Here is a 25,800-nt window from a genome sequence, read left to right on the forward strand (position 1 = left end):
GACTCCTTCCGTCATCCGCCTACCGAGTTAGCTGTCGGGTTCGGGCGGGTGGTTCCGGAAGGATTGCCCTACGGTCCTTGCCCCACAAGGCAGTTGGACCGATTCACCCCAAGGTCGGTGGGTCCCCGGCTCCGGCTGCTGCGAGGGCGTACCGGACTCGGCGGAGGCCGCACGGCCCGGCGACGTTCGCCGGTGGGTGTCGAGCGGCCTGTGCGCACGCTAGCCAACTCGTGTGGCCCCTGTGAAGGTTGATGTGCGATATGCCCGATACATTTTCGTGACCTTATTCATGGACCTCCCTATGCACGGTCAATGCGGAGGGGTCTGTGACGAGTTGTCCGGAGTGGTGACGTCCGCCCGGTTCTGGGTGGGCAACGACCTGGTGGCCCTCTCGCCCAAGGGCAAGGCCGGCCGTTCACGACGTACGACGGGAAGGCCTACGCAGGCCCATGTAGGTCCATGCAGGTCCATGCCTCGGCCTGGCTGATCGCCGACCGTGACGGAACGGTCCTGGAGGGTGAGGAGGTGCCGGGGCGGCCGGCTCTGGAAGATCATCGGCATCCGAGGACCCGAGGACCCGAGGACCCATATTGGTCCCCATAAAGGTGCGGAGTTTCCGGGGTGGCGGCGGGCTGTCAGTGGGGCGGCCTAGACTCGGAGAGCGATGAGCAGCCTCTTTGATGACAGCTTCCTGGCGGACCTCAAGCCCTCCGGGGCCCACGAGGAAGAGCCCCCGCCGCCGCCCGAGGACGATCACGTGCCGGAGCCCGTTCCGGACGATCTGTTCGGCGGGAAGTTCGACGTGCCGCCGGACCGGGACGCGTACTACCGCGACGGCGCGCACCGCCCTGCCGTGGACCCGGCGGCGCTGCTGGACGGGCTGAACGAGAACCAGCGCGCGGCCGTGGTGCACTCCGGCGCCCCCCTGCTCATCGTGGCCGGCGCCGGCTCCGGCAAGACCCGTGTGCTCACGCACCGCATCGCGTATCTGCTGGCCGAGCGGAATGTCCACCCCGGCCAGATCCTCGCGATCACCTTCACGAACAAGGCCGCGGGCGAGATGAAGGAGCGCGTCGAGCACCTCGTCGGCCCGCGCGCGGGCGCGATGTGGGTGATGACCTTCCACAGCGCGTGCGTCCGCATCCTGCGCCGCGAGTCCAAGAAGCTCGGCTTCACGTCGTCCTTCTCGATCTACGACGCCGCCGACAGCAAGCGCCTGATGGCCCTGGTCTGCCGCGACCTGGACCTCGACCCCAAGCGCTTCCCGCCCAAGTCGTTCAGCGCCAAGATCTCGAACCTGAAGAACGAGCTGATCGACGAGGAGGACTTCGCGAACCAGGCCTCCGACGGCTTCGAGAAGACCCTCGCCCAGGCGTATGCCCTGTACCAGTCGAGGCTGCGCGAGGCCAACGCGCTCGACTTCGACGACCTGATCATGACGACGGTCAACCTGCTGCGCGCCTTCCCGGACGTCGCCGAGCACTACCGCCGCCGCTTCCGGCACGTCATGGTCGACGAGTACCAGGACACCAACCACGCGCAGTACGCGCTGGTCAGGGAGCTGGTGGGGCCTGCCGACAGCGACCCCGGCGAGCTGTGCGTGGTGGGTGACGCCGACCAGTCGATCTACGCCTTCCGCGGCGCGACCATCCGCAACATCCTCCAGTTCGAGGAGGACTACACGGACGCGACGACGATCCTGCTCGAGCAGAACTACCGCTCCACCCAGACGATCCTCTCCGCCGCCAACGCGGTCATCGAGCGCAACGAATCCCGCCGCCCCAAGAACCTGTGGACCAACGCGGGCGCGGGTTCGAACATCACGGGATATGTCGCCGACACCGAGCACGACGAGGCGCAGTTCGTCGCCGACGAGATAGACCGTCTCACCGACGCGGGCGAGGCCAAGGCCGGCGACGTCGCCGTCTTCTACCGGACGAACGCGCAGTCCCGTGTCTTCGAAGAGGTCTTCATCCGCGTCGGCCTGCCCTACAAGGTCGTCGGCGGCGTCCGCTTCTACGAGCGCAAGGAGGTCCGGGACGTCCTCGCGTACCTGCGGGTGCTGTCCAACCCCGAGGACTCGGTCCCGCTGCGCCGCATCCTCAACGTCCCCAAGCGCGGCATCGGCGAGCGCGCCGAGGCGATGATCGACGCGCTCTCGCAGCGCGAGAAGATCAGCTTCCCGCAGGCGCTGCGCCGCGTCGACGAGGCGTACGGGATGGCGGCCCGCTCGACCAACGCGGTCAAGCGGTTCAACACGCTGATGGAGGACCTGAGGACGATCGTGGAATCGGGCGCGGGCCCGGCCACCGTCCTGGAGGCGGTCCTCGAACGCACCGGCTATCTCGCCGAGTTGCAGGCCTCTACCGACCCGCAGGACGAGACCCGGATCGAGAACCTTCAGGAACTCGCCGCCGTGGCCCTGGAGTTCGAGCAGGAGACCGGTGAGGGCGAGGCCGCGGGCGGACTCTCCGACTTCCTGGAGCGGGTCGCCCTCGTCGCCGACTCCGACCAGATCCCGGACGAGGAGGACGGCAACGGCGTCATCACCCTGATGACCCTGCACACCGCCAAGGGCCTCGAATTCCCCGTGGTCTTCCTGACCGGCATGGAGGACGGCGTCTTCCCGCACATGCGCGCGCTGGGACAGGTCAAGGAGCTGGAGGAGGAGCGGCGCCTGGCGTACGTCGGCATCACACGCGCGCGGGAGCGGCTGTACCTCACCCGGTCGTCCATGCGCAGCGCGTGGGGGCAGCCCTCGTACAACCCGCCGTCCCGCTTCCTGGAGGAGATCCCGGCGGCCCATCTGGACTGGAAGCGCACGGGTGCGACGGCTCCCATGCCGTCCGGCCCGGCCTCGGGTGTCGCGGCGTCCCTGTCGTCCTCGCGCGCGCGGTCCGCGGCCTCGGGTGCCTCCGGGTTCGCGACGCGCCGCGGCGTCTCCGAGAAGCCGGTGGTCTCGCTGGCCGTCGGGGACCGGGTCACGCACGACCAGTTCGGCCTCGGCACCGTCGTCGGGGTGAAGGGGACGGGTGCGAACGCGGAGGCGACGATCGACTTCGGCGAGGCGAAGCCCAAGCGGCTGCTGCTGCGGTACGCGCCGGTGGAGAAGCTGTAGCCGGTACGGAGGCGGCTGGGCCCGGCGGTCGGTGACGTCCTACGTCGGGTCCAGGCCGTGGCTGCGCAGCCACGGCAGCGGGTCGATCGCCGAACCGCCGGCCGGCCGGACCTCGAAGTGCAGATGCGGGCCGGTCGAGTTGCCGGAGTTCCCGGAGAACGCGATGGGGTCACCGGCCTTCACGGTGGTGCCCGAGGCGACCCTGTAGCTGGAGAGGTGGCAGTACCACGTCTCCGTGCCGTCCTTCGCGGTGACGATCGCCATGTTCCCGTACGCGCTGTTCCACTGCGTCCGGACGGTCCCGTCGGTCGCGGCCATCACCGTCGTACCGTACGAGACCGGGAAGTCGATGCCCGTGTGCACGGACATCCAGTTGATGCCCGCCTGGCCGAAGTAGGCGCTGAGCCCCTTCTGCATCACCGGGAGCGCGAACTTCGGACGCAGCCGCTCCTTGCGGGCCGCCTCCTCCGCCGCCTTCCTCTTCTGGGCTTCCTGCTCGGCCTTGAGGTCAATACGTTCCTGCGTCCGGCTGGCCCGGTCGGCGAAGTCGTCGGCGCCCGCGGAGAGACTCTCGAGCTGGGTGTCCAGCTTGTTGTTCGCGGTGGACGGCTTCACGGCGGTCGCGTCGGAGGCGCTGGCCGTCGTGTCCTTGCTGTCGTTCCCGCCGATGCCGCCCACGGAGGCGGCGGCGATCCCCGCGACCCCCATCACACAGGCTGAGGGCACGGCGACGGTCAGCAGAGCGGAGCGTTTCGCGGGGCTGCGGCGACGGGAGCGGGAAGCGGCCCGCGACGCGGCGCGGGGGGCCGGGATGATCTCTTCCATGTCGTCGAGCAGCGGCGTCTCGTGCGCGTCGTCGACGTCATGGGCGTCTTGGGCGTCGTGCTCGTCGGCCGACGCCTCGAACTCGTCCTCCGAGGAGGCGGATTGCTCGTACGAGACCTGCTCGAACGTGGCGGTCGCCTGCTGGTCGAAGGGCTCGGGCGCGTGGGTCTCGTGCTGGTGCTCGTACGGCTCGGGATGCGCGTGCTGGTGCTCGTACGACTCGCTCTGCGGGTGCTCGTACACCTGGTACATGTCATGAGCCGTGTCATGGCTGCCGGCGGTGTTCCACTGCGTGGCGTCGTACGCGCCCGTTTCCTGGGTCGGGGCGCTCCACTGCTGGGTCCCGTCGAGCGGCTGCTCGGGCTGGAGCCAGGCGGTCGCGTCCCACTGGCCCGAGGCTTCTGGACCCGGATGCTGCGCGGGGATCTCGGCGAGCTGCTGGTAACCGGTCGCCCACGTGGTCGTTTCGTAGCTGCCGGTGTCGTACGCGGCCTGGTGCTGCGCGGCGTACGGGTCGTAGTTCAGCGTCTGGTGGCTGCCGGTGCCCCACTGCGTGGCGTCGTACGAGCCCGTGCCGCCGCCCGCGCCCGGCATGTCGCCGAAGAGGGGGTCGGTCTCGAAGCTCGCGGTCGCGTAGGTGCCGGTGCCCGTGGTGATGCCCGTGCCGTGGGTGCCCGTGTCAAAACCGGTGGCGGTGTAGCCGTCGTACGTGGTGAAGTCGCCGTACTGGGCTTCCTGCCCGCCGTACGACGCATAGAGCGCCGAGGCGGCATCGGAAGCCGGAGCCGGGGGAGTTACGGTCCCCGACGGGTGACGGTCGTTCACCAACTTCTCTTTCGCCTCGACAACAGGGGCTGGCAGAGCAGTGCGGTGACTGTACCCGGCGGTACGCGGGCGCGACAATCTTCGGCAGGTTTCCCCTCCACAGGAAACGGGCATTCGGCCGTGTTTCGGGGGAGTGCGGGCACGCCTTTGGCCTGGCGTTCGAGAGTTGTTCGAAGCGGCGGGTCCGTCCGGCGGCTGTCCGGTGGCTGTTACGCCACTGTCAGGCCGCCGGTCTGGGCGGTGGCGCCGACTCCTGTCTCCGCGATGTCGAGTGCCTGCCGTATCCCTGCCGCGACCGCGGGGTGCACGGGCAGGGCGAGATGGCCGACGCCGCTCACGCGGACGTTCTGCGCGAGCAGGTCCGGATGGTCGACGCAGGCCGTCTCCAGCGGGTCCATGAGGTGGTCGAGATCGCTCCAGAAGCTGACGAAGTGCGTACGGCAACCCGGTGCGGGGCCCCGCAGCTCCTCGATCACCTCGGAGCCCGGGCGCATCTGACGGACGATCGGGTGCGCGTTCATCAACGGGGCGACGCGGGTGCCCGAATGCGGTGTGCCGAGTGTGACCAGGGTGCGTACGTGCGTGTCACCGCCCAGGCACTGTACGTAATAACGCGCGATCAGGCCACCGAGGCTGTGCCCGACGATGTCCACCCGCTCATGACCCGTGCGCTCACAGATCTCCTCTATGTGCCGACCGAGCAGCTCGGCCGCGGTGCGGATGTCGCACGTTAATGGGGAGTAGTTGAGTGACTCGACGTGCTGCCTGCCGTGCTGGGCGAGATTGCGGCGCAGTAAGACGAAGACCGAGCGGTTGTCGATGAAGCCGTGCAGCAGGACGACCGGAGGCTTGGCCTCGGTGGGCAGCTGGGCGGCGTCGGGCGAGGGGAGCGGCGGGGCGGAACGGCGCTCCGGGGTGATGCCGGAGGGGTAGAGGAGGAGGTGTCCGGCGAGGATCGCGATCTCCAGGGCCGTCGCCTTCAGGATGGCCACCGAGATTCCTGCCAGTCTGCTCGGAAACAGGCGTTGACAGAGGGGGAGAAAGGGCAGCGCTGCCCTGGTGACCTTCATGGCCGACCTCCAGTCGGCACGCGGCAGGACCGCTCTGTCCCCCGTGTGCCCTCGTGGAAAGCCGCGGTGATGGTGACGACGGTGGCCGACGGTGCGTGTGCGGCGCGTGAGGCGCCGGTGACGCTACGGAGTGCCCTGTCGAGGGGCGCGATACGGTTCCACGCCGTGGGCGGTGGGCCCGGTGGCGCCGTGGAGTCGTCTTCGTCGTCCCGTCGTGATGGTGCTTGTGCTGGCTGGCTCCCCGCTGTCGTGCCTCCGCTGATGTGCCCCACCGCCGCGGTGTCCCGCTGACGTCGCGGTGGTAAGGCCACCTGATCGCGGCTCTCCTTGCGCAGGCTCCGGCCGGGGCCCGTGTGCCGCATCTCCATGCGGCGCGTGTGCCGCCGGACGCGGAACGGTGCGCGGTGAACTTGTCCCAGTGTGTGATTTCCCCCTCGGTCTCCACCGTGAAACTGCCGGTTGCGGGATGCTGGCGATAACGTTCGTTCACTTCCCCGGCTTGTGCGGCTCGGGGCGCCCGTGCCGCCAGGCGCATCCGGTGCGGTGAGCAGCGGAATATGCGATATGTGTCGGTAGTCGTATTCGGTAGTTCAGTTAGCCATGTGTCGGTAGTCGGTACAGGTTGATACAGGTTGATGTAGTCGGTTCATGGAGGCAGTGATGGGTGTGGCAGCCGGTCCGATCCGCGTGGTGGTGGCCAAGCCGGGGCTCGACGGCCACGATCGCGGGGCCAAGGTGATCGCGCGGGCGCTGCGCGACGCCGGTATGGAGGTCATCTACACCGGGCTCCATCAGACCCCCGAGCAGATCGTCGACACCGCGATTCAGGAGGACGCCGACGCGATCGGCCTCTCGATCCTCTCCGGCGCCCACAACACGCTCTTCGCGGCCGTCATCGACCTCCTCAAGGAGCGCGACGCGGAGGACATCAAGGTTTTCGGCGGCGGGATCATCCCCGAGGCGGACATCGCGCCCCTCAAGGCGAAGGGCGTCGCGGAGATCTTCACCCCGGGCGCGACGACGGCGTCGATCGTGGACTGGGTACGAGCGAATGTGAGGCAGCCGGCGGGGGCGTAGTGCGGTTCTGGCGGGGGCGTGCGCAGAGGGTTTTTCGCCCCCGCCGCCCCTGCCCATTCCCGTCCTCCTGGGGCTCCGCCCCAGACCCCGCTCCTCAAACGCCGGAGGGGTTGAACCTTTGCCGGCCGGGGCTGGAGAGTTTTAGCCCGTCCGGCGTTTGAGGACGAGCGCGAGGTCTGGGGGGCGGAGGGGGGCGAAAAAATCCCTCACGGTGCCGCAAGCTCCGAAGCCATGGCCGCGCGCAGACGCAGGGTGGTGACGAGGCGCTGGAACGCCTCGGCCCAGTAGCCACCGGCACCCGGCGCCGCGTTCTCCGACTCGTCGGGCACCGAGGTGAGCCCATCGAGCCGCACCGCCTCCGCCGGGTCGAGACACCGCTCGGCCAGCCCCATCACCCCACTGAAGCTCCAGGGATAACTCCCCGCGTCCCGCGCGATATTGAGCGCGTCGACGACCGCCCGCCCCAAGGCCCCCGCCCAGGGCACCGCACACACCCCGAGCAACTGAAACGCCTCGGACAACCCGTGCGTACCGATGAACCCCGCCACCCACTCGGCCCGCTCCCCGGCCTCCAACGTGGCGAGCAGCTTGGACCGCTCGGCCAGTGACACCGCACCCGGCCCCCCGGCCTCCGGCGCGGAGGGCGCTCCGAGAAGCGCCCTGGACCACCCGGGATCACGCTGCCGCACGGCCGCCCGGCACCACGCGGCATGCAGCTCGCCCTGCCAGTCGTCCGCCACGGGCAGCGCCACGATCTCCTCCGGCGTACGCCCCCCGAGCCGCTCCGGCCATGCCCCGAGCGGCGCCGCCTCGACCAACTGGCCCAGCCACCACGACCGTTCGCCCCGCCCGGCCGGAGCCTTCGGCACCACGCCGTCCCGCTCCATACCCGCGTCGCACTCGTGCGGCGCCTCGACCACGATCGTGGGCGTGCCCCGCGTACGGTCGACGGACACGCACGAACCGGCCCGGGCCGCCATCCGCGCCGCGAGCGCGGAACCGGGCAGCGCGGACAGCAACTCCGCCGCCGTCGCCCTCACGTTCCGGCTCCGGTCGGTCAGCGCCCGCTCCAGGAACGGCTCGTCCGCCGCGCACAGCCCCGACCGCAGCGAGTCGAGGAACATCAGCCGGTCCTCGGCCCGCTCCGTCGCCCAAGTCGTGGCGAGCAACTCGCGTGCGGCGGCGGGTTCCTTCGCCCGTATCGCCGAGAGCAGCGCGACCCGCTCGGCGAACAACCCCTCCTGCCACAGCTGTTGGACGCGCTCGGTCTCCTCCGGGCCGGGCAGCGCGGCGCCGCCACCCGGGGCGGCGCGCAGCGCGAACCGCCACTCCTGGTTCAGCCGCGCCAGCCACAGCGCCCGCGGCCCTGCGAAGGCCAGGGCCGCCGGCCGCAGATCCGTGCGTCCGCGGGCCGCGTCGAGGAGGGCGGGCAGTGCCTGTGGAGGCGCCGCGAATCCGCGCGCGTTCGCCAGAGCCAGCCACTGGGGCAGCAGCTCCATGAGGTCCGGCGCCGTCCCCCTGCGGCCACCGCCTCCCGTGCCGGGCCGGTCCGCCAGCAGCATCGCCAGCCTGCGGGCCGCGGCGTGCGGCAGCGGGGGGCGGGGATCCCGCGCCGCCGGCTCCGGCCGGGCCGCCGCCCGCGCCGGCCGCACGCCGGCCCGCCGCCGCAACGTCTCCACTGCGGCCGCGTCCAGCAACGCCACCGGCGCCGCCCACCCCGGAGGCGGACGCCGCTCGGTCCCGAGCAGCGCCACGGTGACGAGCTCCTCCCAGGAGCCACCGGCGGGCGCGCCCGCGGAAGCCGAGGTCGTGTTCATGAGCGTCCTTTCCGTATGAGTCCGTACGGGGCCGTATGTCCGTACGGGGCCGTATGGGGCCGTTTGGGGACGTGTATGAGTCTGTGTGGGTCTGTATGGGGCCGTATGGGTCCGTACGAGCCGGGTCCGTACGGGTCCGTACGAGGTCGTCAGGCTGGTCGGTGCGGTCGGTGCGGTCGGTGCGGTCGGTGCGGTCGGTGCGATCCGTGCGGCCGGGTGCGGTCTGCCTGGTCAGGGCGGCCCCTGACGCTTCCGCGGCCCATGCAGCCCGTGCAGCTCCCGCGGCCCGCGCAGACCGCCTGGTCAGCACAGCGGCACCGCATCCCCCGGATCCCCCGCGCCCTCCGCCCAGGCCGTCAGCGGAGTGAAGCCGCGGTGGCCGCATTCGCCGAAGACCGTGACGGGGGCGCCGCCGGAGAGGGCGACGAGACGCCACAGGTCGGGGCGGGATCGGGCGGAGGGAGTGAGGGGCAGGGCCAAGTCGCCGTCGGCGTCGGCGAGTTGCCAGGAGTCGCCGTCCGGGGTGGGTACGACGCGGTCCAGGGTGACGGGGTAGGAGTCCAGCCACGGGTCGGTCCGCAGAGCCTCTCCGTAGCGGGCGGCCGCCTGGGGTGTGGTCAGCCCCGGTGGGCGTATCGCCGTGGGTGCGGGAGGCGTGAACTGCTCGCCCAGCGCGGCCCGTAGCTGCCCGGCGCCCGGGTACGCGGACACCTCCGCCTCGAAGGCCAGCCCCACGGGCAGCGCCAGCTCCGGTGCGCGGCCTGCCGCCCCGTACGAGAGGAGCAGGACCGTGCGGCCGGACTCCGCGCCGTACAGCCAGATTCTGCGCGTCGTGAGACGGGCGTCCGCCGTGTCGTACTGGGCGAGGACCAGCCAGCGGTCCCGCAGCGGTGGGCCGTCCGCCGAGCCGGACAGCCCGACCCGTGAACGGACCGTCGCGGCAAGGCCGTCCGGCAGCCGCTCGCGCCGCAGCCAGCCCTGGTCGAGGAGGTGAAGCAGCGCGCACTCCTCCAGCAGGCGCACCGGCCAGCCCGGACCGGACGACGGGATCGCGCCCAACTCCCTTACCCGCGCGGCCAGTCCGGGCGCCTGTGCGTCGACCATCCGGGCCGCCGTCTCCTCCCACAGCTCGTACCCCGTCTGCTCGGCCGTGGCGAGGCCGCCGCGCAGCAGATCCGCCAGCCGCTGCTCCAACTCGGCCGCGCCCGCGGTGATCCGCTCGGCCCGCCGCTCCGCCCTGCGCCGGGCCGCCTCCGGATCACCCGACGAGGACGCTCCAGATGCCCCGCCCGCCGTCCTCTTCTCCTCCGCGCGCTTTCGTCTCCCCTCTATCCACTGCTCCGCCCAGTCCGGTGCCTGCCCCCGCGGCACCGTGCCGTCCGCGCCCGTCCAGAGCAGCAGCAGCCCCAGCGCGTGCTTGCAGGGGAACTTTCGGCTCGGGCAACTGCACTTGCAAGCGGGCCCGGTGGAGTCCGCGATGTCGATGACCGTCTGATACGGCTTGCTGCCACTTCCCCTGCACAGTCCCCATACCGTCCCCTCGTCAGAACTGCCCGCCTCCGACCACGGCCCGGCCGCGCCGAGTTTGCTTCCCGCCTTGCGTGACGCGGCGTCAGGCGCCAGTGCCAGCACCTGATCCGCCGTCCAGCGCACCGCCTGCTGAGTCATGCCATCGAAGGTAGATCCCGCCACTGACAATCGGCCCTCGCGAGCGCATTTGCGCAGGTCAGAGCGGATTGTCAGTGGCGTGGTGCACGGTGGAACCAGATCCGAACCGGCCGAGCTGGAGGGGGACCGAGCCATGTCCGTGTCCGTTGAACCGACGTCCGTCCATGCGCCCGCGGGAAAGAGCGCGGGAGCGATCGCGAACGAGTCGGGTGAGGCGCTGCGACCGCACGCCGAACACGCCTTCGCCGCCGAACTCGCCGCGCTGGCCGCGCAGGACGACCGGCCCCGCCCGGCCCGCTGGCGGCTGTCGCCGTGGGCCGTGGCGACGTATCTGCTGGGCGGCACGCTGCCGGACGGCACGGTGATCACACCCAAGTACGTGGGACCGCGCCGCATCGTCGAGGTCGCCGTCACCACGCTCGCCACCGACCGGGCGCTGCTCCTGCTCGGCGTGCCCGGCACCGCGAAGACCTGGGTGTCCGAGCACCTGGCCGCGGCGGTCAGCGGCGACTCGACGTTGCTCGTGCAGGGCACGGCCGGCACGCCGGAGGAGGCGATCCGCTACGGCTGGAACTACGCGCAGCTGCTCGCGCACGGGCCCAGCCGGGACGCGCTCGTGCCGAGCCCTGTCATGCGAGCCATGGCCGAGGGCATGACGGCCCGCGTCGAGGAGCTGACCCGCATCCCGGCCGACGTCCAGGACACGCTGATCACGATCCTGTCGGAAAAGATCCTGCCGATACCGGAGTTGGGGCAGGAGGTGCAGGCCGTGCGGGGCTTCAACCTGATCGCCACGGCCAACGACCGCGACCGCGGGGTCAATGAACTGTCGAGCGCGCTGCGCCGCCGCTTCAACACGGTGGTGCTGCCGCTGCCGGAGAGCGCCGACGCCGAGGTCGACATCGTCTCGCGCCGCGTCGACCAGATCGGCCGCTCGCTCGACCTGCCCGCCGTGCCCGACGGCATCGACGAGATCCGCCGCGTGGTCACCGTCTTCCGCGAACTGCGCGACGGGGTCACGGCCGACGGGCGTACGAAGCTGAAGTCGCCCAGCGGCACGCTGTCCACGGCCGAGGCGATCTCCGTCGTCACCAACGGCCTTGCCCTGGCCTCCCACTTCGGCGACGGCGTGCTGCGGGCGAGCGACGTCGCCGCCGGCATCCTCGGTGCCGTCGTCCGCGATCCGGCGGCCGACCGCGTCATCTGGCAGGAGTACCTGGAGGCGGTCGTCCGCGAGCGCGACGGCTGGAAGGACTTCTACCGGGCCTGCCGCGAGGTGAGCGCATGACGGTCTTCAGCGGAGGGCCGATGCTGCTGGGCGTACGGCATCACGGGCCGGGGTCCGCGCGGGCCGTGCGCGCCGCGTTGGAGGCGGCGGCTCCCCGGGTCGTGCTGATCGAGGGACCCCCGGAGGCCGACGCGCTCATCCCGCTCGCCTCCGACAAGGACATGCGGCCCCCGGTCGCCCTCCTCGCGCACGTCGTGGACGAGCCCGGCCGCTCCGCCTTCTGGCCGCTGGCCGAGTTCTCACCGGAGTGGGTGGCGATCCGGTGGGCCCTGGACCACGGAGTCCCGGCCCGCTTCATCGACCTCCCGGCGGCCCACACGCTGGCGTGGGGGAGGGAGGAATCCACTTCGGAAGCCCCCTCGCAAGCACCTTCGGGAGCCCCGGCGGAATCCGCTCCGGGAGACCCTTCGAAGGCCCCTTCGAAAGACCCCTCGGAGGACAAGGAGGAGTCGTCCCCCTCGGTCGAGGCGACCGTGCGGATCGATCCCCTCGCCGTACTCGCCGAGACGGCCGGTTACGACGATCCCGAGCGCTGGTGGGAGGACGTGGTCGAGCACCGGAGCGGGGCCGGGAGCGACCCGTTCGCGCCGTTCGCCGCGCTCGAGGAGGCGATGGGGGCGCTGCGGGAGGCGTACGGGGTCGGGGGACACGACCGGGATCTGGTGCGGGAGGCGTACATGCGACTCCAGGTGCGGGCGGCCCAGCGGGAGTTCGGGGATGACGTGGCCGTCGTGTGCGGGGCCTGGCACGTGCCCGCGCTGCGGCAGCGGACGACGGTCGGCGCCGACCGGGCGCTGCTCAAGGGGCTGCCCAAGGCGAAGGCCGACATGACGTGGGTGCCGTGGACGCACCGCCGGCTGTCCCGGGTCAGTGGGTACGGCGCGGGCATCGACTCTCCGGGTTGGTACGGGCATCTGTTCGGCGCCCCCGACCGTCCGGTCGAGCGGTGGATGACCAAGGTGGCCCGGCTGCTGCGCGACGAGGACCGCAGCGTCTCCTCCGCGCACGTCATCGAGGCGGTGCGGCTGGCCGACACGCTCGCCGCGATGCGCGGCCGCCCGTTGCCGGGGCTGACCGAGACCACCGACGCCGTACGGGCCGTGATGTGCGAGGGCTCGGACGTGCCGCTGGCGCTGGTGCGGGACCGGCTCGTGGTCGGGGATGTGCTGGGGGAGGTGCCGGAGTCCGCCCCTGCGGTGCCGTTGCAGCGTGACCTTGCGCGGCTCCAGCGACGGCTGCGGTTCAAACCGGAGCCGCTGGAGCGGGAGTTGGAGCTCGACCTGCGCAAGGAGACCGACGCCGAGCGCAGCAGGCTGCTGCACCGGTTGCGGCTTCTGGGCGTCGAGTGGGGCGAGCCCACGGTGTCGCGCGGCAGCACGGGCACCTTCCGGGAGACCTGGCGGCTGCGCTGGGAGCCGGAGCTGTCGGTGCGGGTCGCCGAGGCCGGCGTGTGGGGCACGACGGTGCTGGCCGCCGCGACGGCCAGGGCCGAGGCGGACGCCGTCGCCGCGCACGCGCTGGCCGACGTCACGGCACTCGCCGAGCGCTGCCTGCTGGCCGAACTCCCGGACGCGTTGCCCGTGGTGATGCGGGTCCTCGCCGACCGGGCCGCCCTCGACGCGGACGTCGGCCACCTCGCCCAGGCCCTGCCCGCCCTGGTCCGCTCCCTGCGCTACGGCGACGTACGCGGCACGGACACCCACGCCCTCACCGACGTGGCGGCCGGCCTCGCCGAGCGGATCTTCGTCGGCCTCCCACCCGCCTGCGCGGCCCTCGACACCGAGGCCGCCGAGGAGATGCGACGCCATGTGGACGCGGTGCACGGGGCGGTGGGACTACTGGGGGAGACGGCCACGGCGTCTCCCGGCGCCACACCGGCGTCCAGCGACGGCGACGCACCACCATCCAGCGACGACAACACACCAGCGTCCAGCGACGGCAACGCACCAGCATCCAGCGACGGCGAAACACCCCCACTCGGCGAAGCCGCGCAGGATGTCCGCCGTACAGCAACCTCCGGCGGCACACGCGGCCGCTGGCACTCCGTGCTCCGGGTGCTGGGCGGGCGGGACACCGTGCCGGGGGTGATCCGCGGACGGGCGGTACGACTGCTGCTGGACGAGGGGGAGTTGGCGCAGGACGAGGCGGCGCGGCTCATGGGGCTCGTGCTGTCGCCGGGGACCGCGCCCGGGGACGCGGCCGCGTGGATCGAGGGCTTCGTCGGGGGCGGTTCCGGCGGCGGGATGCTGCTCGTGCACGACGAGCGGCTGCTCGGGCTGGTGGACGCGTGGCTGACGGGGGTGCCGGCGGAGGCGTTCACCGATGTGCTGCCGCTGCTGCGGCGGACGTTCTCGGCGTACGAGGCCGGGGTGCGCAGGATGCTGGGCGAGCTGGTCCGGCGTGGGCCGGGAGCGAGCGGGAGTGCGGCGGTCGCCGCCTCCGGGATACCCGGGTTCGCCCCCGACCTCGACCCCGAGCGCGCGGACGCCGTACTGCCGGTGCTCCGTCTGCTGCTTGGGCTGGGCGAATCCGACGCCGGTGACGATCGCGCCGGTGGCAGTCGTGTCGATGACGATCACGCCGGTGACGATCGCACCGGTGGCGATCACATCAGTGACGACAACGACCTTGTAGGGATGGCCCGATGACCGCACCGGCGAACGCGCGCGAAGTGAACGACGACACCGGCGCGATCGGCGGGACCGACGCAACCGACGCAACCGGCCCAACTGGCCCAACCGACGACACCGACGCACCCGGCGCGGCGGGCGAGCGACTTCGCCGCTGGCGGCTCGTGCTCGGCGGCGACGAAGCGGACGGCACGGGATGTGTGCTCGCCGGGCAGGACGCCGCGATGGACGGGGCGCTCACCGCGCTCTATGGAAAGGGGAAGGGGAGCAAGGCGCAGTCGGGGCGGGACCGTTCGGCGGGGCTCGGGGCGTCGGCGCCGTCCGTCGCGCGTTGGCTCGGGGACATACGGACGTACTTCCCCTCCTCCGTCGTCCAGGTCATGCAGCGCGACGCCATTGACCGGCTCGGGCTGGCCACCCTCCTGCTGGAGCCCGAGATGCTGGAGGCGGTGGAGGCCGACGTACACCTGGTCGGCACCCTCCTCTCCCTCAACAAGGCCATGCCGGAGACGACGAAGGAGACGGCGCGGGCCGTCGTGCGCAAGGTCGTCGAGGATCTGGAGAAGCGGCTCGCCACCCGCACCCGGGCCACGCTCACCGGCGCCCTCGACCGCAGCGCCCGGATCAGCAGACCCCGCCACCACGACATCGACTGGAACCGCACGATCGCGGCCAACCTGAAGCACTACCTGCCCGAGTACCGCACGATCGTGCCCGAGCGGCTGATCGGGTACGGGCGCGCCTCGCAGTCCGTGAAGAAGGAGGTCATCCTCTGCATCGACCAGTCGGGGTCGATGGCGGCGTCCGTCGTCTACGCGTCCGTGTTCGGTGCCGTGCTGGCCTCGATGCGGTCTATCTCGACCCGGCTCGTCGTGTTCGACACGGCCGTCGTCGACCTCACCGACCAGCTCGACGACCCGGTCGACGTGCTCTTCGGCACGCAGCTCGGCGGCGGTACGGACATCAACAGGGCGCTCGCGTACTGCCAGTCGCAGATCACCCGGCCCGCCGACACGGTGGTCGTGCTCATCAGCGACCTCTACGAAGGGGGGATACGCAACGAGATGCTGAAGCGGGTGGCGGCGATGAAGGCGTCGGGGGTGCAGTTCGTGACGCTGCTCGCGCTGTCCGACGAGGGGGCGCCCGCGTACGACCGTGAGCACGCGGCGGCGCTCGCGGCTCTCGACGCACCGGCGTTCGCCTGTACGCCCGACCTGTTTCCCGAGGTGATGGCGGCGGCGATCGAGAAGCGTCCGCTGCCGATACCCGACACCAGGTGAAGGGAGCGGAGAATCCGGACATGAATACCCATCGGTAACAGGGGACTTGCGCAACCTCGGGAGTCCCGTGCGAGGATCGACGCGGCCCCAGAGCCTTCACCTGCCTTCGTACGGGAGGACCCTCCCCGTCTTGACCCTGTCAGCCGCACTGCCCGGTGCCGCTGTGCGCGTGCTGCGTACGGCGGCCGGACGACGTGCGCTGCAAGTGGTGCTGCTGGTGGGTGGGTTGTTCGCGCTCGGGTTCCTCTGCGGGGAGCAGGCGCACGCGGCCGACGGGGCGGTGCCGACGGTTCCGACGGCGGCCGTGCAGTCGGCGAAGGGCGCCGTGGATCGGGTGGTAGCGGCGGGTACTTCGGCCTCCGAGGCCGCTTCGGACGCGTCCCCGTCGAGCTCCGACACGCCTGTCACGGGCGCCGTTCCCCAGGGCACGGACGCCGTCCCCCACGTCACAGACGCCTTCCCTCACGTCACGGGCGCCGTTCCCCATGTCGCGGACAGCGTCACGCATGTCACGGACACCGTTAGCCAGGTTGCCCAGCCGGTCGGCGGCCTCGTCGAGCCGGCCGCCGACTCTGCCGAAGCCGTCGTAGGGCCGATCGGTGATGCGGTGAAGACCGTCACCGGCGGACTGACGGCAACTCCGCCGGACGTACTGCCGTCCGTGCCGGGACTCCCCGATCGGCCGGGTGATCTGCCGGGTCTGCCCACGCTCCCCGGTGTGGGTGCGCAGACTCCGCCGGTCACGGCGGCCCCGCAGCCGTCGGACGGGGTGACGGAGCAGCCGAGTGCCACGATCGGGCACGACACGGGTCGGCGGTCGGGCGCGCCCGCCCACCCCTCGTACGGACCGAGCGGCCCCGCGGTCGGTACCGGTGGCGTTGACGTGCGCCGCGACCACCACGGGGTACGGGCGGGGCAGGTCCCCGCTCACCAGGCGCCCGGCGGCGACCCGACCGGCGCGCTGGGCAACCAGTCCGCCGTCGACAACGGCGCGCCGCGGCACGGCGATCCGTATGCCGTCACTCCGAACCACCGGGCGCCGCTGCGGCTCGTGCCCGGCGCTTCCGCGGTCGTGACTGCGGCCGAGACCCGGGACAGGTACCGGGACATTCCCGTTTTCCCCGGCTAGGGCAGCCCCTCCCCCGCTGCACGACCTGCCGCGCGGGGGCGGATCAGGTCTGCCCGCCGTCCGGACACCCCTCCGATCCCCGGACGCAAGCCCCCAGGAATTCAACGGAATTCAACGGACTGTCCCGAACTCTCGGAATCCCGAAGGATCTGACGCACGCATGAACAAGAACATCCGCCGTTCCATCGTCATAGCCGCCGGTGTCACCGGCGCGTGGGCGCTCGGCTCCGCCGTCGCCAGCGCGGACGAACTGCCCTCGTCGTCCCTGTCCGCTCCCGACGTGAGCGTCGACGTGACCGACACCGTCGGCACGGTCACCGACACCGTCGACGGCGTCGTCGGGGACGTGACGAGCGACGTGCAGAGCACGGTCTCCGGCGTCACCGACGGCGCGGCTGTCGACGGGGCCACCTCGACCGTCTCGGACACCGCCGCGAAGGCGAAGTCGACGGTTGGTCGGGCCGCAGCCACCTCCACCACCTCCACCACCCAGGCCAGGAAGAGCACCGGCACGGCCACGACGACCGCCGACCACGCCCGTCGCTACGTCGACGCCAAGGTCCCCTCCGTCACCCACCTCTCGCAGGCGAAGGCCGCCGTCGCCGCCACCGCGGAGCACACCACCGGCAAGGCCGAGGAGACGGTCGCCGACGCCAGTGCCCCGCAGGACGAGATCGACTACCTCTTCGGGCCGCTCGGGGCCTTCGCGCCGGAGCTGGAGGAGGCCCTCGCCGGGGCGCAGAGCAAGCTCGCGGCCGCCCAGCGCACCGCCGCGGCCGCGCCGTCCGCCGCGCAGAGCAAGGTCCAGCAGACCGTCGCCACGGCGGAGAAGACCGCGGGCCGGACGGTCACCGGCGCGCCCGCTCGAGCCCAGGGCGCGGCCCAGGGCGCCGCCGGCACCGCCACGGGCATCGCGATCCCGGTCGTCGACGAGACCGCGGCCGCCGCCCTGCCGCCCGTCGCCGTCGGTGCCGTCCAGGGCGTCACCCCGGTCGTGGACCACGCAGTCGGGAACGTCACGCCACTGGCGTACGGCGCCGTGGGCGACGCGACCGCGCTGGCGTACGGCGTCGCCGGTCATGCGACGGCCCTGGCGCACGGTGTCACGGGCGGCGCGAGCACGCTGGCGTACGGCGCCGTCGGTGACGTACAGCCGTTCGCCGGAGGCCTGGTCGGTCAGGTCGTCGACGACACCGCGGCCTCCGTGCTGCCGCCCGTCGCCGCCACCGCCGTGCACGGCGTCGTCCCGGTCGCCGGGCAGGCCGTCGGGGACGCGGGCGCGCTGGCGTACGGCTTGGACGGCGACGTCCAGCCCTTCGCGGGCGGCGTCGCGGGTGACGCGGGCACGCTCGCGTACGGCGTCACCGGCCAGGTCGCCCCGTTCGCGCAGGGTGTCGTCACCGACGACGTGCAGCCCTTCGCCGGGGGTGTGGTCGGCGCGGTGCAGCCGGTCGTCGACCTCGTGCAGCCGGTCGTGGCGGGGGTCGAGGGCAGCGCCACCGGGCTCGCGTACGGCGTCGCGGGCGATGTGCGGCCCTTCGCGGGCGGTGTCGTCGGCCAGGTCGGTGCCCTCGCGCAGGACGTGACCGGGACCGTCGGCGCGACCGGCGGCCCGCTGGCCGGGCACGCGGTGAGCGGTGTCCAGGGCGTGGGCGAGTCGGTCGCGCCGAGCTACGTGCAGGACGTACATCGCGCGCACTACACGCAGAACGTGCAGAACGCGCAGTACGGCGCGTACAGCATCTGACGTCCCCCTCTCCCATGCGGCGTCCTGGACGGGACGCCGTACCCCCCAGCCGTACGGCGGCGACCGGCGAAGTCGACGTACGGCATCCGACCGACTCCGCGGGGCCACGGACCCGGACGGCCGAAAGCCGTCGGTCCGTCCGGCCGAAACCCCGCGGATAGGGAGGGTGGTCCCCATTGGGGTGGGGACCACCCTCCCTGGGCCCCTTCGGGGCTGTTCAAGGGGTCTCACCAGGCAAACCCCAGCCTGGTGAGGCCCTGCTCTGTGACAGGTATCACCGCTCAGGTGTGATCTGCGATTTAGAGACCCCCGTCAAGCGGCGATAACCTGCGAGACGGACATGCCGCGCGCTCGGACACCGTGTGCGCCACCCTTGTGACAGCGGACGTCACGTTGCCCTTCGCGGCACGCCCACGCATCCAACGAACCGCGAGATCACTGATAGGGACGGACGCGCGTGGACCTGTTCGAGTACCAGGCGAGGGACCTCTTCGCCAAGCACGGTGTACCGGTGCTGGCCGGTGAAGTCATTGACACGCCTGAGGCAGCCCGCGAGGCGACCGAGCGTCTTGGCGGCAAGTCCGTCGTCAAGGCCCAGGTGAAGGTCGGAGGCCGTGGCAAGGCCGGTGGCGTGAAGCTCGCCGCCACCCCGGACGAGGCCGTCGCCCGCGCGACGGACATCCTCGGCATGGACATCAAGGGCCACACGGTCCACAAGGTGATGATCGCCGAGACCGCGCCCGAGATCGCCGAGGAGTACTACGTCTCGTACCTCCTCGACCGCACCAACCGCACCTTCCTCGCCATGGCGTCCGTCCAGGGCGGCGTGGAGATCGAGGTCGTCGCGGAGGAGAACCCCGAGGCTCTCGCCAAGGTCCCGGTCGACGCCAATGAGGGCGTCTCGATCGAGAAGGCCCGCGAGATCGTCGCCCAGGCGAAGTTCCCGGCCGAGGTCGCCGAGCAGGTCGCCGAGATCCTGGTGACGCTGTGGGACACCTTCATCAAGGAGGACGCCCTCCTCGTCGAGGTCAACCCGCTCGCCAAGGTCGCCGACGGCCGCGTCATCGCGCTCGACGGCAAGGTGTCGCTGGACGAGAACGCCGAGTTCCGCCAGCCGGAGCACGAGGCGCTCGTCGACCACGCGGCGGCCAACCCGCTCGAGGCCGCCGCCAAGGCCAAGAACCTCAACTACGTCAAGCTCGACGGCGAGGTCGGCATCATCGGCAACGGCGCGGGTCTCGTCATGAGCACCCTCGACGTCGTCGCGTACGCCGGTGAGAACCACGGTGGCGTGAAGCCCGCCAACTTCCTCGACATCGGCGGCGGCGCCTCCGCCGCGGTCATGGCGAACGGCCTGGAGATCATCCTCGGCGACCCGGACGTCAAGTCCGTCTTCGTCAACGTCTTCGGTGGCATCACCGCCTGTGACGAGGTCGCCAACGGCATCGTCCAGGCGCTGCAGCTGCTCGCCGACAAGGGCGAGGAAGTCACCAAGCCGCTGGTCGTGCGCCTCGACGGCAACAACGCCGAGCTGGGTCGCAGGATCCTGTCGGACGCCAACCACCCGCTCGTGCAGCGCGTGGACACCATGGACGGCGCGGCCGACAAGGCCGCCGAGCTGGCCGCGGCCAAGTAAGGGACGAGGGAACACCAAGCCATGGCTATCTTCCTCAACAAGGACAGCAAGGTCATCGTCCAGGGCATGACCGGTGCCACGGGCATGAAGCACACCAAGCTCATGCTGGCCGACGGCACGAACATCGTCGGCGGCGTCAACCCGCGCAAGGCGGGCACGTCCGTCGAGATCGACGGCCACGAGATCCCGGTCTTCGGCACGGTCGCCGAGGCCATGGAGAAGACCGGCGCCAACGTGTCCGTCCTCTTCGTGCCGCCGGCCTTCGCCAAGGCCGCCGTCGTCGAGGCGATCGACGCGGAGATCCCCCTCGCGGTCGTCATCACCGAGGGCATCGCCGTCCACGACTCCGCCGCCTTCTGGGCGTACGCGAAGGCGAAGGGCAACAAGACCCGCATCATCGGCCCGAACTGCCCCGGTCTCATCACCCCGGGTCAGTCCAACGCCGGCATCATCCCGGGCGACATCACGAAGCCGGGCCGCATCGGCCTGGTCTCGAAGTCCGGCACGCTGACGTACCAGATGATGTACGAGCTCCGTGACATCGGCTTCTCGTCCGCCGTCGGCATCGGTGGCGACCCGATCATCGGTACGACGCACATCGACGCGCTCGCCGCGTTCGAGGCCGACCCCGACACCGACCTGATCGTCATGATCGGTGAGATCGGCGGCGACGCCGAGGAGCGTGCGGCGGACTTCATCGCCAAGAACGTGACGAAGCCGGTCGTCGGCTACGTCGCCGGCTTCACCGCGCCCGAGGGCAAGACCATGGGCCACGCCGGTGCCATCGTCTCCGGCTCCTCCGGTACGGCCGCCGCGAAGAAGGAGGCCCTCGAGGCCGCCGGCGTCAAGGTCGGCAAGACGCCGACCGAGACGGCGAAGCTTGCGCGTGAGCTTCTTGCGGGCTGACGCTCTGCTGGGCTGAACGTCGAGTGGGCCCGTACCCCTTGCTGGGGTGCGGGCCCACCGGCGTTTTCCGGGGCGGGACTTGGTTGCAAGGCATCGGGCACAGCGCCAACGGTGGCTAGCGGCTCTCCGGGACCAGCCGTGCTGGGCCGCTTACCGTTTGTGACTTGAGTTTGGCGTGGAGTTTCAGCTGGGATGGGGAGAGGGGGCCCAGGGCGGCTCGGGGTGGGAGGCCGTGGACCGCTACGCCTGGGGCCAGGGAGGGCTCGTAGTGGTCGGGGGCCATACGGAGGGTCAGGCTCGTGGTGCCGATGAGGAGGGCCGTGAAGGCGATGGCCGCGCGGGTCCAGCGGCGGGCGCGGCGTTCGCCGACCCAGCGGACCGTGGGGGACTTCGCCGCCCGCAGCCGCTCGGTACTGGCGAGTTCGGCGAGCCGCTGGTGCAGTTCCTCCGGCACCGCCAGCTCCGGCAGCCGCGCCGCGACGGCTTCGCGCGCGTGCAGCAGCCGTTTGGCCGCCGCGGGCGTGCTCGCCTCCGTCTCGGCCGCGGTTTCGGGCAGATCGAGCCCGACCCCGTCATACAGCAGCAGCGTGCGCCGGTGCGCCGGCGGCAGCTTCAGGAGTACGTCGAGCAGCGCACGGTCGGCGGCGTCGGCGGGCGGCGCCTCCGGGTGCCGGTGCCGGGGACGCATCCGGTGCCAGGGGGAGAGCGCGTACTCGTACGCGGTCGCACGCACCCACCCGGCCGGATCCCGGTCCAGGGCGACCTCGGGCCAGCGGTGCCAGGCCAGTTGGAAGGCCCGCTCCACGGACTCGCGCGCCAGCTCGCGCCGCCCCGTGAGCAGATAGGTCTGCCGTACGAGGGCGGGAGCGCAGAACGCGTAGAGGGCGTCGAAGGCCTGAGCGGGCGTCAGCGCCGTTGCCGGTTCCGGGGGCACGGGGTCGGCGCCCTCGGAGGGCTGCGCCTCTTCGGGTGACGTGACCGCGTCTGCCTCCACCCGTGCGGGAACAGCGCGCTGATGACGGGCGGTCAGCTCGGCTTCCGCGGGCGCCGGCTCGGTCAGCAGCTTTGCGTACGCTTCCCCTTTTCGGCCGCGCGGCGTCGTACGGCCGGTCTCCCATGAGCGCACCGTCTCGCGGGAGACGCCCACCCTGACGGCGACCTCGGCCTCGGTCAACGACTTGGCCTCGCGCAGCCGGCGGCGCTCCTCGGGGGTCGGCAGTGAGGCCGGCTGCGGGGTCGGCTGTGCGGGCGTAGGGCTCTGCGTCATGTCGGACCCCACAGCTTGCCCCTTCGTACGAAAAAGTGCATAGCTGCATATTGAGCGACACATCCGGGGTTCGCCTGTTACGCCGAGAAAGCGCGTGTCGTTGGGAGCATGAGGGCGTGACCCAAATGACCGATCGCAGGCTGTCGTTGTCGCCCCTGCTCACCCGGATGCGCGACCGATCCCCCGGACTGGCCGCCAGCCTCCTGGGTGGCGCCCTCGCGGCGGGGCTCGGGCTCGGCTCGTTCGCCGTCCTCGTCATGGTGCTGTGGATCAGCTCGCCGTATCCCGACAGCGGGCCCGGTGGGGCGCTGCACGTGGCAGCGGCGCTCTGGCTCCTCGCGCACGGCGTGGAGTTGGTCCGCACCGATACGTTGTCGGGCCAGCCCATGCCGATGGGGGTGACGCCGCTGCTCCTTCTCGTGCTGACGGTGTGGCTGTTGCACCGGGCGGGGCGCGACGCGGCCGCCGCCGACTCCGAGGCGGCGCCGCGGACGGCGTGGGCCGGGGTCGTCGTGGGCTATCTGTCCGTCGGCGCGGCCGCCGCGCTGTACGCGTCGGGCGGTGCGTTGCGGCCGTCCTGGGTGTGGACTGCCGTGTGCCTGCCGTTGCTTGCCGCGGGTGCGGCCGGGGCGGGGGTGTGGACGGCGTACGGGCGTCCGCGGGGGCCGCTGCCGGCGTGGGTGCGCAGGGCTGTCGGTGTGCTGCCTCTTTCCGGCGTACGTCGCTTCGTGGCGCTGTCCGAAGCGGAGGCACCGGAGGCTTCCCGGTTCCTCGGGGGTGTGGTGCGGGCGGCCGGGGGTGGGGTGGCGGTGCTTGTCGGGGGAGGGGCGTTGTTGGTCGGGGCGTCGCTGGTGTGGCACGGGGGGACGGCTCGGGACTCGTTTCTGCAGCTCACCGAGGGGTGGTCGGGGCGGTTCGCGGTTCTGTTGTTGTGTCTCGCGCTCGTGCCGAATGCGGCGGTGTGGGGGGCGGCGTATGGGCTCGGGCCCGGGGTCGTCCTCGGTGCCGGGCATGTGGCGGGACCGCTGTCCGCGGCCTCGCCGGGGCCGTTGCTCCCCGCGTTTCCGCTGCTGGCGGCGGTGCCGGGGGCCGGGGGGCCGGTGAGTTGGGTGAGTGGGGTGGTGCCGGTGGTCGCGGGGGTGACGGTGGCGTGGTTCGTGGTGGCGGCGGCCGTGCCGGGGGATGGGGGGCAGGGGGTGGTCTGGTCCCGGGGGCGGACCGTTGCCGCCGTTGCGGTGGCCGCCGGGGTGTGCGGGGTCGCGCTCGCGCTGTTGGCCGCGTTGGCCGGGGGGCCGTTGGGGGTGGCGGCTCTGGCCCACTTCGGGCCGGTGTGGTGGCAGGTGGGGGGTGCCGCTGTGGTGTGGGTGGGGGTGGTGGGGGTGCCTGTGGGGGTGGGGGTGCGGGGGTGGCGGGCTCGGGGGGATGTGGGAACTGGGGCGGGGCGTGGGCGTGGGCGTGGGCTTGGGTGTGGGCTTGGGGGGTGGCTCGGGTGGGGGTTTCGGGTGCCGGTGGGCTTGTGGTTGTCTCGGGCGAGGCGGTCTGGAGCTGAGGTGGCGACGGGGCCGACAGGGTCGGCGGGGTCGGCGGGGTCGGCGGATGGTGCCGGGGCCCCGGCTGCGGTGCTGGACTCCATGCTTGAGCCTTCTGAGCACCTTGAGCCGTACGATTTCCTGCCCGCCGACTCCGTGGGTCCCTCATGGCATGAGGACACGTCTCGTGAGGCCCGCTGGGCGGCGCTGAAGGAGGCGTCCACACCTCCCGAACCGACGGACTCTGCCTGAGATCGGCTTGGGGTGGGTTTTTCGCCCCCTCCGCCCCTACCCGTCCCGTACCTGGGGGCTGCCGCCCCCAGACCCCCGCTATCGCGCTGACGCGCTCGTCCTCAAACGCCGGACGGGCTGAAGATGCTCGGCCTGGGCTGAAAGCTTGAGGCCGCCGCCGAAAGTGCGAACCGCAGCTCGAAGATTCAGCTCCGGCCGGAGCGAAAGTTCCCCAGCCTCGGGCTGAGTGGCGTTCTCAGTCCCGGGCGGCGAAAGATTCAGCCCCTCCGGCGTCTGAGGAGCGGGGGTCCAGGGGGCGGAGCCCCAGGCGCCCAGGGGTGCAGCGCCGTAGCGGGCGCGGAGCCCCGGGCAGGTGTTTCGGGGGCGGAGCCCCAAGGGGTCCAGGGGCGCAGCCCCGGCGGGGACGGGGGCGGAGCCCCGAGGTGGGGTGCAGGGGGGCGCAGCCCCTGTCGGGGTTCAGGGGCGGAGGCCCAGGTATGGGACGGGTAGGGGCGGAGGGGGCGAAAAAACACCCCCGATGCCGACGGACGTCAGCTGCGGGTTCCCAGCAAGCCGCGGAGCTCCTTCGGGAGGAGGTCGTTGCAGGACTGCTTTGCGGCGTTGGTGAGGGCGTCGTTCGTACAGGCGTAGTAGTCGCTGTAGACCAGCTGCGCGGTGAAGGTGGCCGCGACCATGACGATGGCCAGGGAGGCGGTGACGATCCCGCTCACCGCGGCAGTCGTCTGGGGGCGGGCGTTCGGATCGGGCGCCGGAGTGTCCGGGTCCGGAGTGCGGGGCTTGGCACGCAGGGCGCTGCCGCCCCAGTACAGCGCGAGCGCGCCCAGCAGCAACGCCACGTACGGCCAGCTGAACAGGGCGAAGAAGAACGCCCACATGCCGGAGAGCAGGGCGTAGCGCGCGCGGCGCTGAGCCGGGTCCGTCGGGTCCCAGCGCATGCCGCTGCCCGGACCACCGCCGGGCCCCTCCGGACCGCCCTGCCCCTGCGGTGCTCCTGGCCGGTCACCGAAACCGCCGCCGGTCGACGGCCCGGGCTGCCGGTCGCTCCACTGGCTGCCCCAGGGGGACTGCCCGCTCGGGCCGGACCCACCGTCCTCGTCCGTGCCCTGCCCGTGCGCGGGGCGCCTCGGCCGCCACGGCCGGTCGGGCGCCCCCTCCGGCGGCGGAGCGAACGGATTGTCGTCCGAGGGAGAAGAGGGAGAGGAGGGGGAAGGCGGAGACGGAGGAGAGGCGGGAGGGGCAGGCGGGGGAGCGTCGGTACCCCGGCCCCCCGAGGAGCCATTGCCGCCCGCCGAGCTGTTCCCGCCCGCGGGGCCGCGTCCACCTGTGGAGCCGTTCCCGCCCGCTGGCGCGTCCCCGCTCGACCGCGGCGGGGTGGGCGAAGGGCGCTGCTCGCGCAGCAGGAGCGGAGGGAGTCGGAGACTGCGGTCCGGCATCAGGTGTGCGTCTTCCCCTTGGTGGTTCTGGCGGGCGGTGTGTCCACACAGCATCGTGCTCGCGACGCGCGCCCCGAGCTTCTTCACCCCGGGCTCGCGCCCCGAGTTTCGTACCCCGGGCTCGCACCCTGAGCGTCCTGCCCCGGGCTCGCACCCGAGTTCGTACCCCGGGCTCGCACCCTGAGCGTCGTACCCCGGGGTCGCGCCCCGAGTTCGTACCCCAGGCTCGCGCCCTGAGCGTGCCTGCCCAAGGCTCGTAACCCCAGACGATCCCGCCCCGGGCTCGCGCCCCGAGCGAGCGTG

16 protein-coding genes and 1 riboswitch are annotated in these 25,800 nt (G+C 71.9%); of the genes, 10 read left to right on the plus strand and 6 right to left on the minus strand.

What is annotated here, in order from left to right; translation table 11 throughout:
- A riboswitch (cyclic di-AMP (ydaO/yuaA leader) is annotated at positions 1–173 on the minus strand.
- 491 nt (positions 174–664) lie between these two features.
- Positions 665–3,118, plus strand: coding sequence for a DNA helicase PcrA (gene pcrA, locus ACFY0T_RS12270; RefSeq protein WP_388867931.1), 2,454 nt, complete (start codon positions 665–667; stop codon positions 3,116–3,118).
- 39 nt (positions 3,119–3,157) lie between these two features.
- Here the strand turns inward: pcrA and ACFY0T_RS12275 are convergent, their stop codons facing one another.
- Together ACFY0T_RS12275 and ACFY0T_RS12280 are read right to left on the minus strand one after the other, a co-directional pair.
- Complete coding sequence (locus tag ACFY0T_RS12275; RefSeq protein ID WP_388867934.1) at positions 3,158–4,768, minus strand: M23 family metallopeptidase; 1,611 nt, start codon at positions 4,766–4,768, stop codon at positions 3,158–3,160.
- A 209-nt stretch (positions 4,769–4,977) separates the two neighbouring features.
- Positions 4,978–5,838 carry an esterase/lipase family protein gene (locus tag ACFY0T_RS12280; protein WP_388867937.1) on the minus strand — a complete coding sequence of 287 codons (861 nt, stop codon included), beginning with the start codon at positions 5,836–5,838 and terminating at the stop codon, positions 4,978–4,980.
- Between the two features lie 660 nt (positions 5,839–6,498).
- Between ACFY0T_RS12280 and ACFY0T_RS12285 the strand changes: the two genes are divergently transcribed.
- A complete protein-coding gene (locus tag ACFY0T_RS12285; RefSeq protein WP_388867940.1) occupies positions 6,499–6,915 on the plus strand; it encodes a cobalamin B12-binding domain-containing protein in 417 nt (138 codons plus the stop codon).
- A 206-nt stretch (positions 6,916–7,121) separates the two neighbouring features.
- Here ACFY0T_RS12285 and ACFY0T_RS12290 read toward each other — a convergent pair whose 3' ends face one another.
- Positions 7,122–8,732 carry a DUF5691 domain-containing protein gene (locus ACFY0T_RS12290; RefSeq protein WP_388867943.1) on the minus strand — a complete coding sequence of 537 codons (1,611 nt, stop codon included), beginning with the start codon at positions 8,730–8,732 and terminating at the stop codon, positions 7,122–7,124.
- Positions 8,733–9,035: 303 nt separating this feature from the next.
- The gene (locus ACFY0T_RS12295) at positions 9,036–10,400 is read right to left on the minus strand and encodes an SWIM zinc finger family protein (protein WP_388867946.1); all 1,365 of its coding nucleotides are present in this window, start codon (positions 10,398–10,400) and stop codon (positions 9,036–9,038) included.
- Positions 10,401–10,533: 133 nt separating this feature from the next.
- On the opposite strand from ACFY0T_RS12295, the gene ACFY0T_RS12300 reads away from it, so the two are divergent.
- From ACFY0T_RS12300 to sucD, 7 genes are all read left to right on the plus strand, one after another.
- Complete coding sequence (locus ACFY0T_RS12300) at positions 10,534–11,688, plus strand: AAA family ATPase (RefSeq protein WP_388867949.1); 1,155 nt, start codon at positions 10,534–10,536, stop codon at positions 11,686–11,688.
- Positions 11,685–14,336, plus strand: coding sequence for a DUF5682 family protein (locus ACFY0T_RS12305; protein ID WP_388867952.1), 2,652 nt, complete (start codon positions 11,685–11,687; stop codon positions 14,334–14,336). Before ACFY0T_RS12300 ends, ACFY0T_RS12305 begins: the two co-directional genes overlap by 4 nt.
- Positions 14,333–15,598, plus strand: coding sequence for a VWA domain-containing protein (locus ACFY0T_RS12310; RefSeq protein WP_388867955.1), 1,266 nt, complete (start codon positions 14,333–14,335; stop codon positions 15,596–15,598). Before ACFY0T_RS12305 ends, ACFY0T_RS12310 begins: the two co-directional genes overlap by 4 nt.
- A 130-nt stretch (positions 15,599–15,728) precedes the next feature.
- The gene (locus ACFY0T_RS12315; RefSeq protein ID WP_388867958.1) at positions 15,729–16,727 is read left to right on the plus strand and encodes a hypothetical protein; all 999 of its coding nucleotides are present in this window, start codon (positions 15,729–15,731) and stop codon (positions 16,725–16,727) included.
- 160 nt (positions 16,728–16,887) lie between these two features.
- Positions 16,888–18,474: a hypothetical protein gene (locus ACFY0T_RS12320; RefSeq protein WP_388867961.1), complete on the plus strand. Its 1,587-nt coding sequence runs from the start codon at positions 16,888–16,890 to the stop codon at positions 18,472–18,474.
- A 457-nt stretch (positions 18,475–18,931) separates the two neighbouring features.
- Positions 18,932–20,110 carry an ADP-forming succinate--CoA ligase subunit beta gene (gene sucC, locus ACFY0T_RS12325; protein WP_369248679.1) on the plus strand — a complete coding sequence of 393 codons (1,179 nt, stop codon included), beginning with the start codon at positions 18,932–18,934 and terminating at the stop codon, positions 20,108–20,110.
- A 21-nt stretch (positions 20,111–20,131) separates the two neighbouring features.
- The gene (gene sucD / locus ACFY0T_RS12330) at positions 20,132–21,016 is read left to right on the plus strand and encodes a succinate--CoA ligase subunit alpha (protein WP_388867964.1); all 885 of its coding nucleotides are present in this window, start codon (positions 20,132–20,134) and stop codon (positions 21,014–21,016) included.
- Between the two features lie 115 nt (positions 21,017–21,131).
- Here sucD and ACFY0T_RS12335 read toward each other — a convergent pair whose 3' ends face one another.
- Positions 21,132–22,283: a helix-turn-helix domain-containing protein gene (locus tag ACFY0T_RS12335; RefSeq protein ID WP_388867967.1), complete on the minus strand. Its 1,152-nt coding sequence runs from the start codon at positions 22,281–22,283 to the stop codon at positions 21,132–21,134.
- Between the two features lie 125 nt (positions 22,284–22,408).
- Between ACFY0T_RS12335 and ACFY0T_RS12340 the strand changes: the two genes are divergently transcribed.
- Complete coding sequence (locus ACFY0T_RS12340; RefSeq protein WP_388867970.1) at positions 22,409–24,064, plus strand: DUF6350 family protein; 1,656 nt, start codon at positions 22,409–22,411, stop codon at positions 24,062–24,064.
- A 530-nt stretch (positions 24,065–24,594) separates the two neighbouring features.
- Here ACFY0T_RS12340 and ACFY0T_RS12345 read toward each other — a convergent pair.
- Positions 24,595–25,497, minus strand: a complete 903-nt coding sequence (locus ACFY0T_RS12345; RefSeq protein WP_388867973.1) for a hypothetical protein — start codon at positions 25,495–25,497, stop codon at positions 24,595–24,597.
- Between the last annotated feature and the right edge of the window lie 303 nt (positions 25,498–25,800).

Source organism: Streptomyces sp. NPDC001530 (genome assembly GCF_042894545.1).
Classification (GTDB): domain Bacteria; phylum Actinomycetota; class Actinomycetes; order Streptomycetales; family Streptomycetaceae; genus Streptomyces.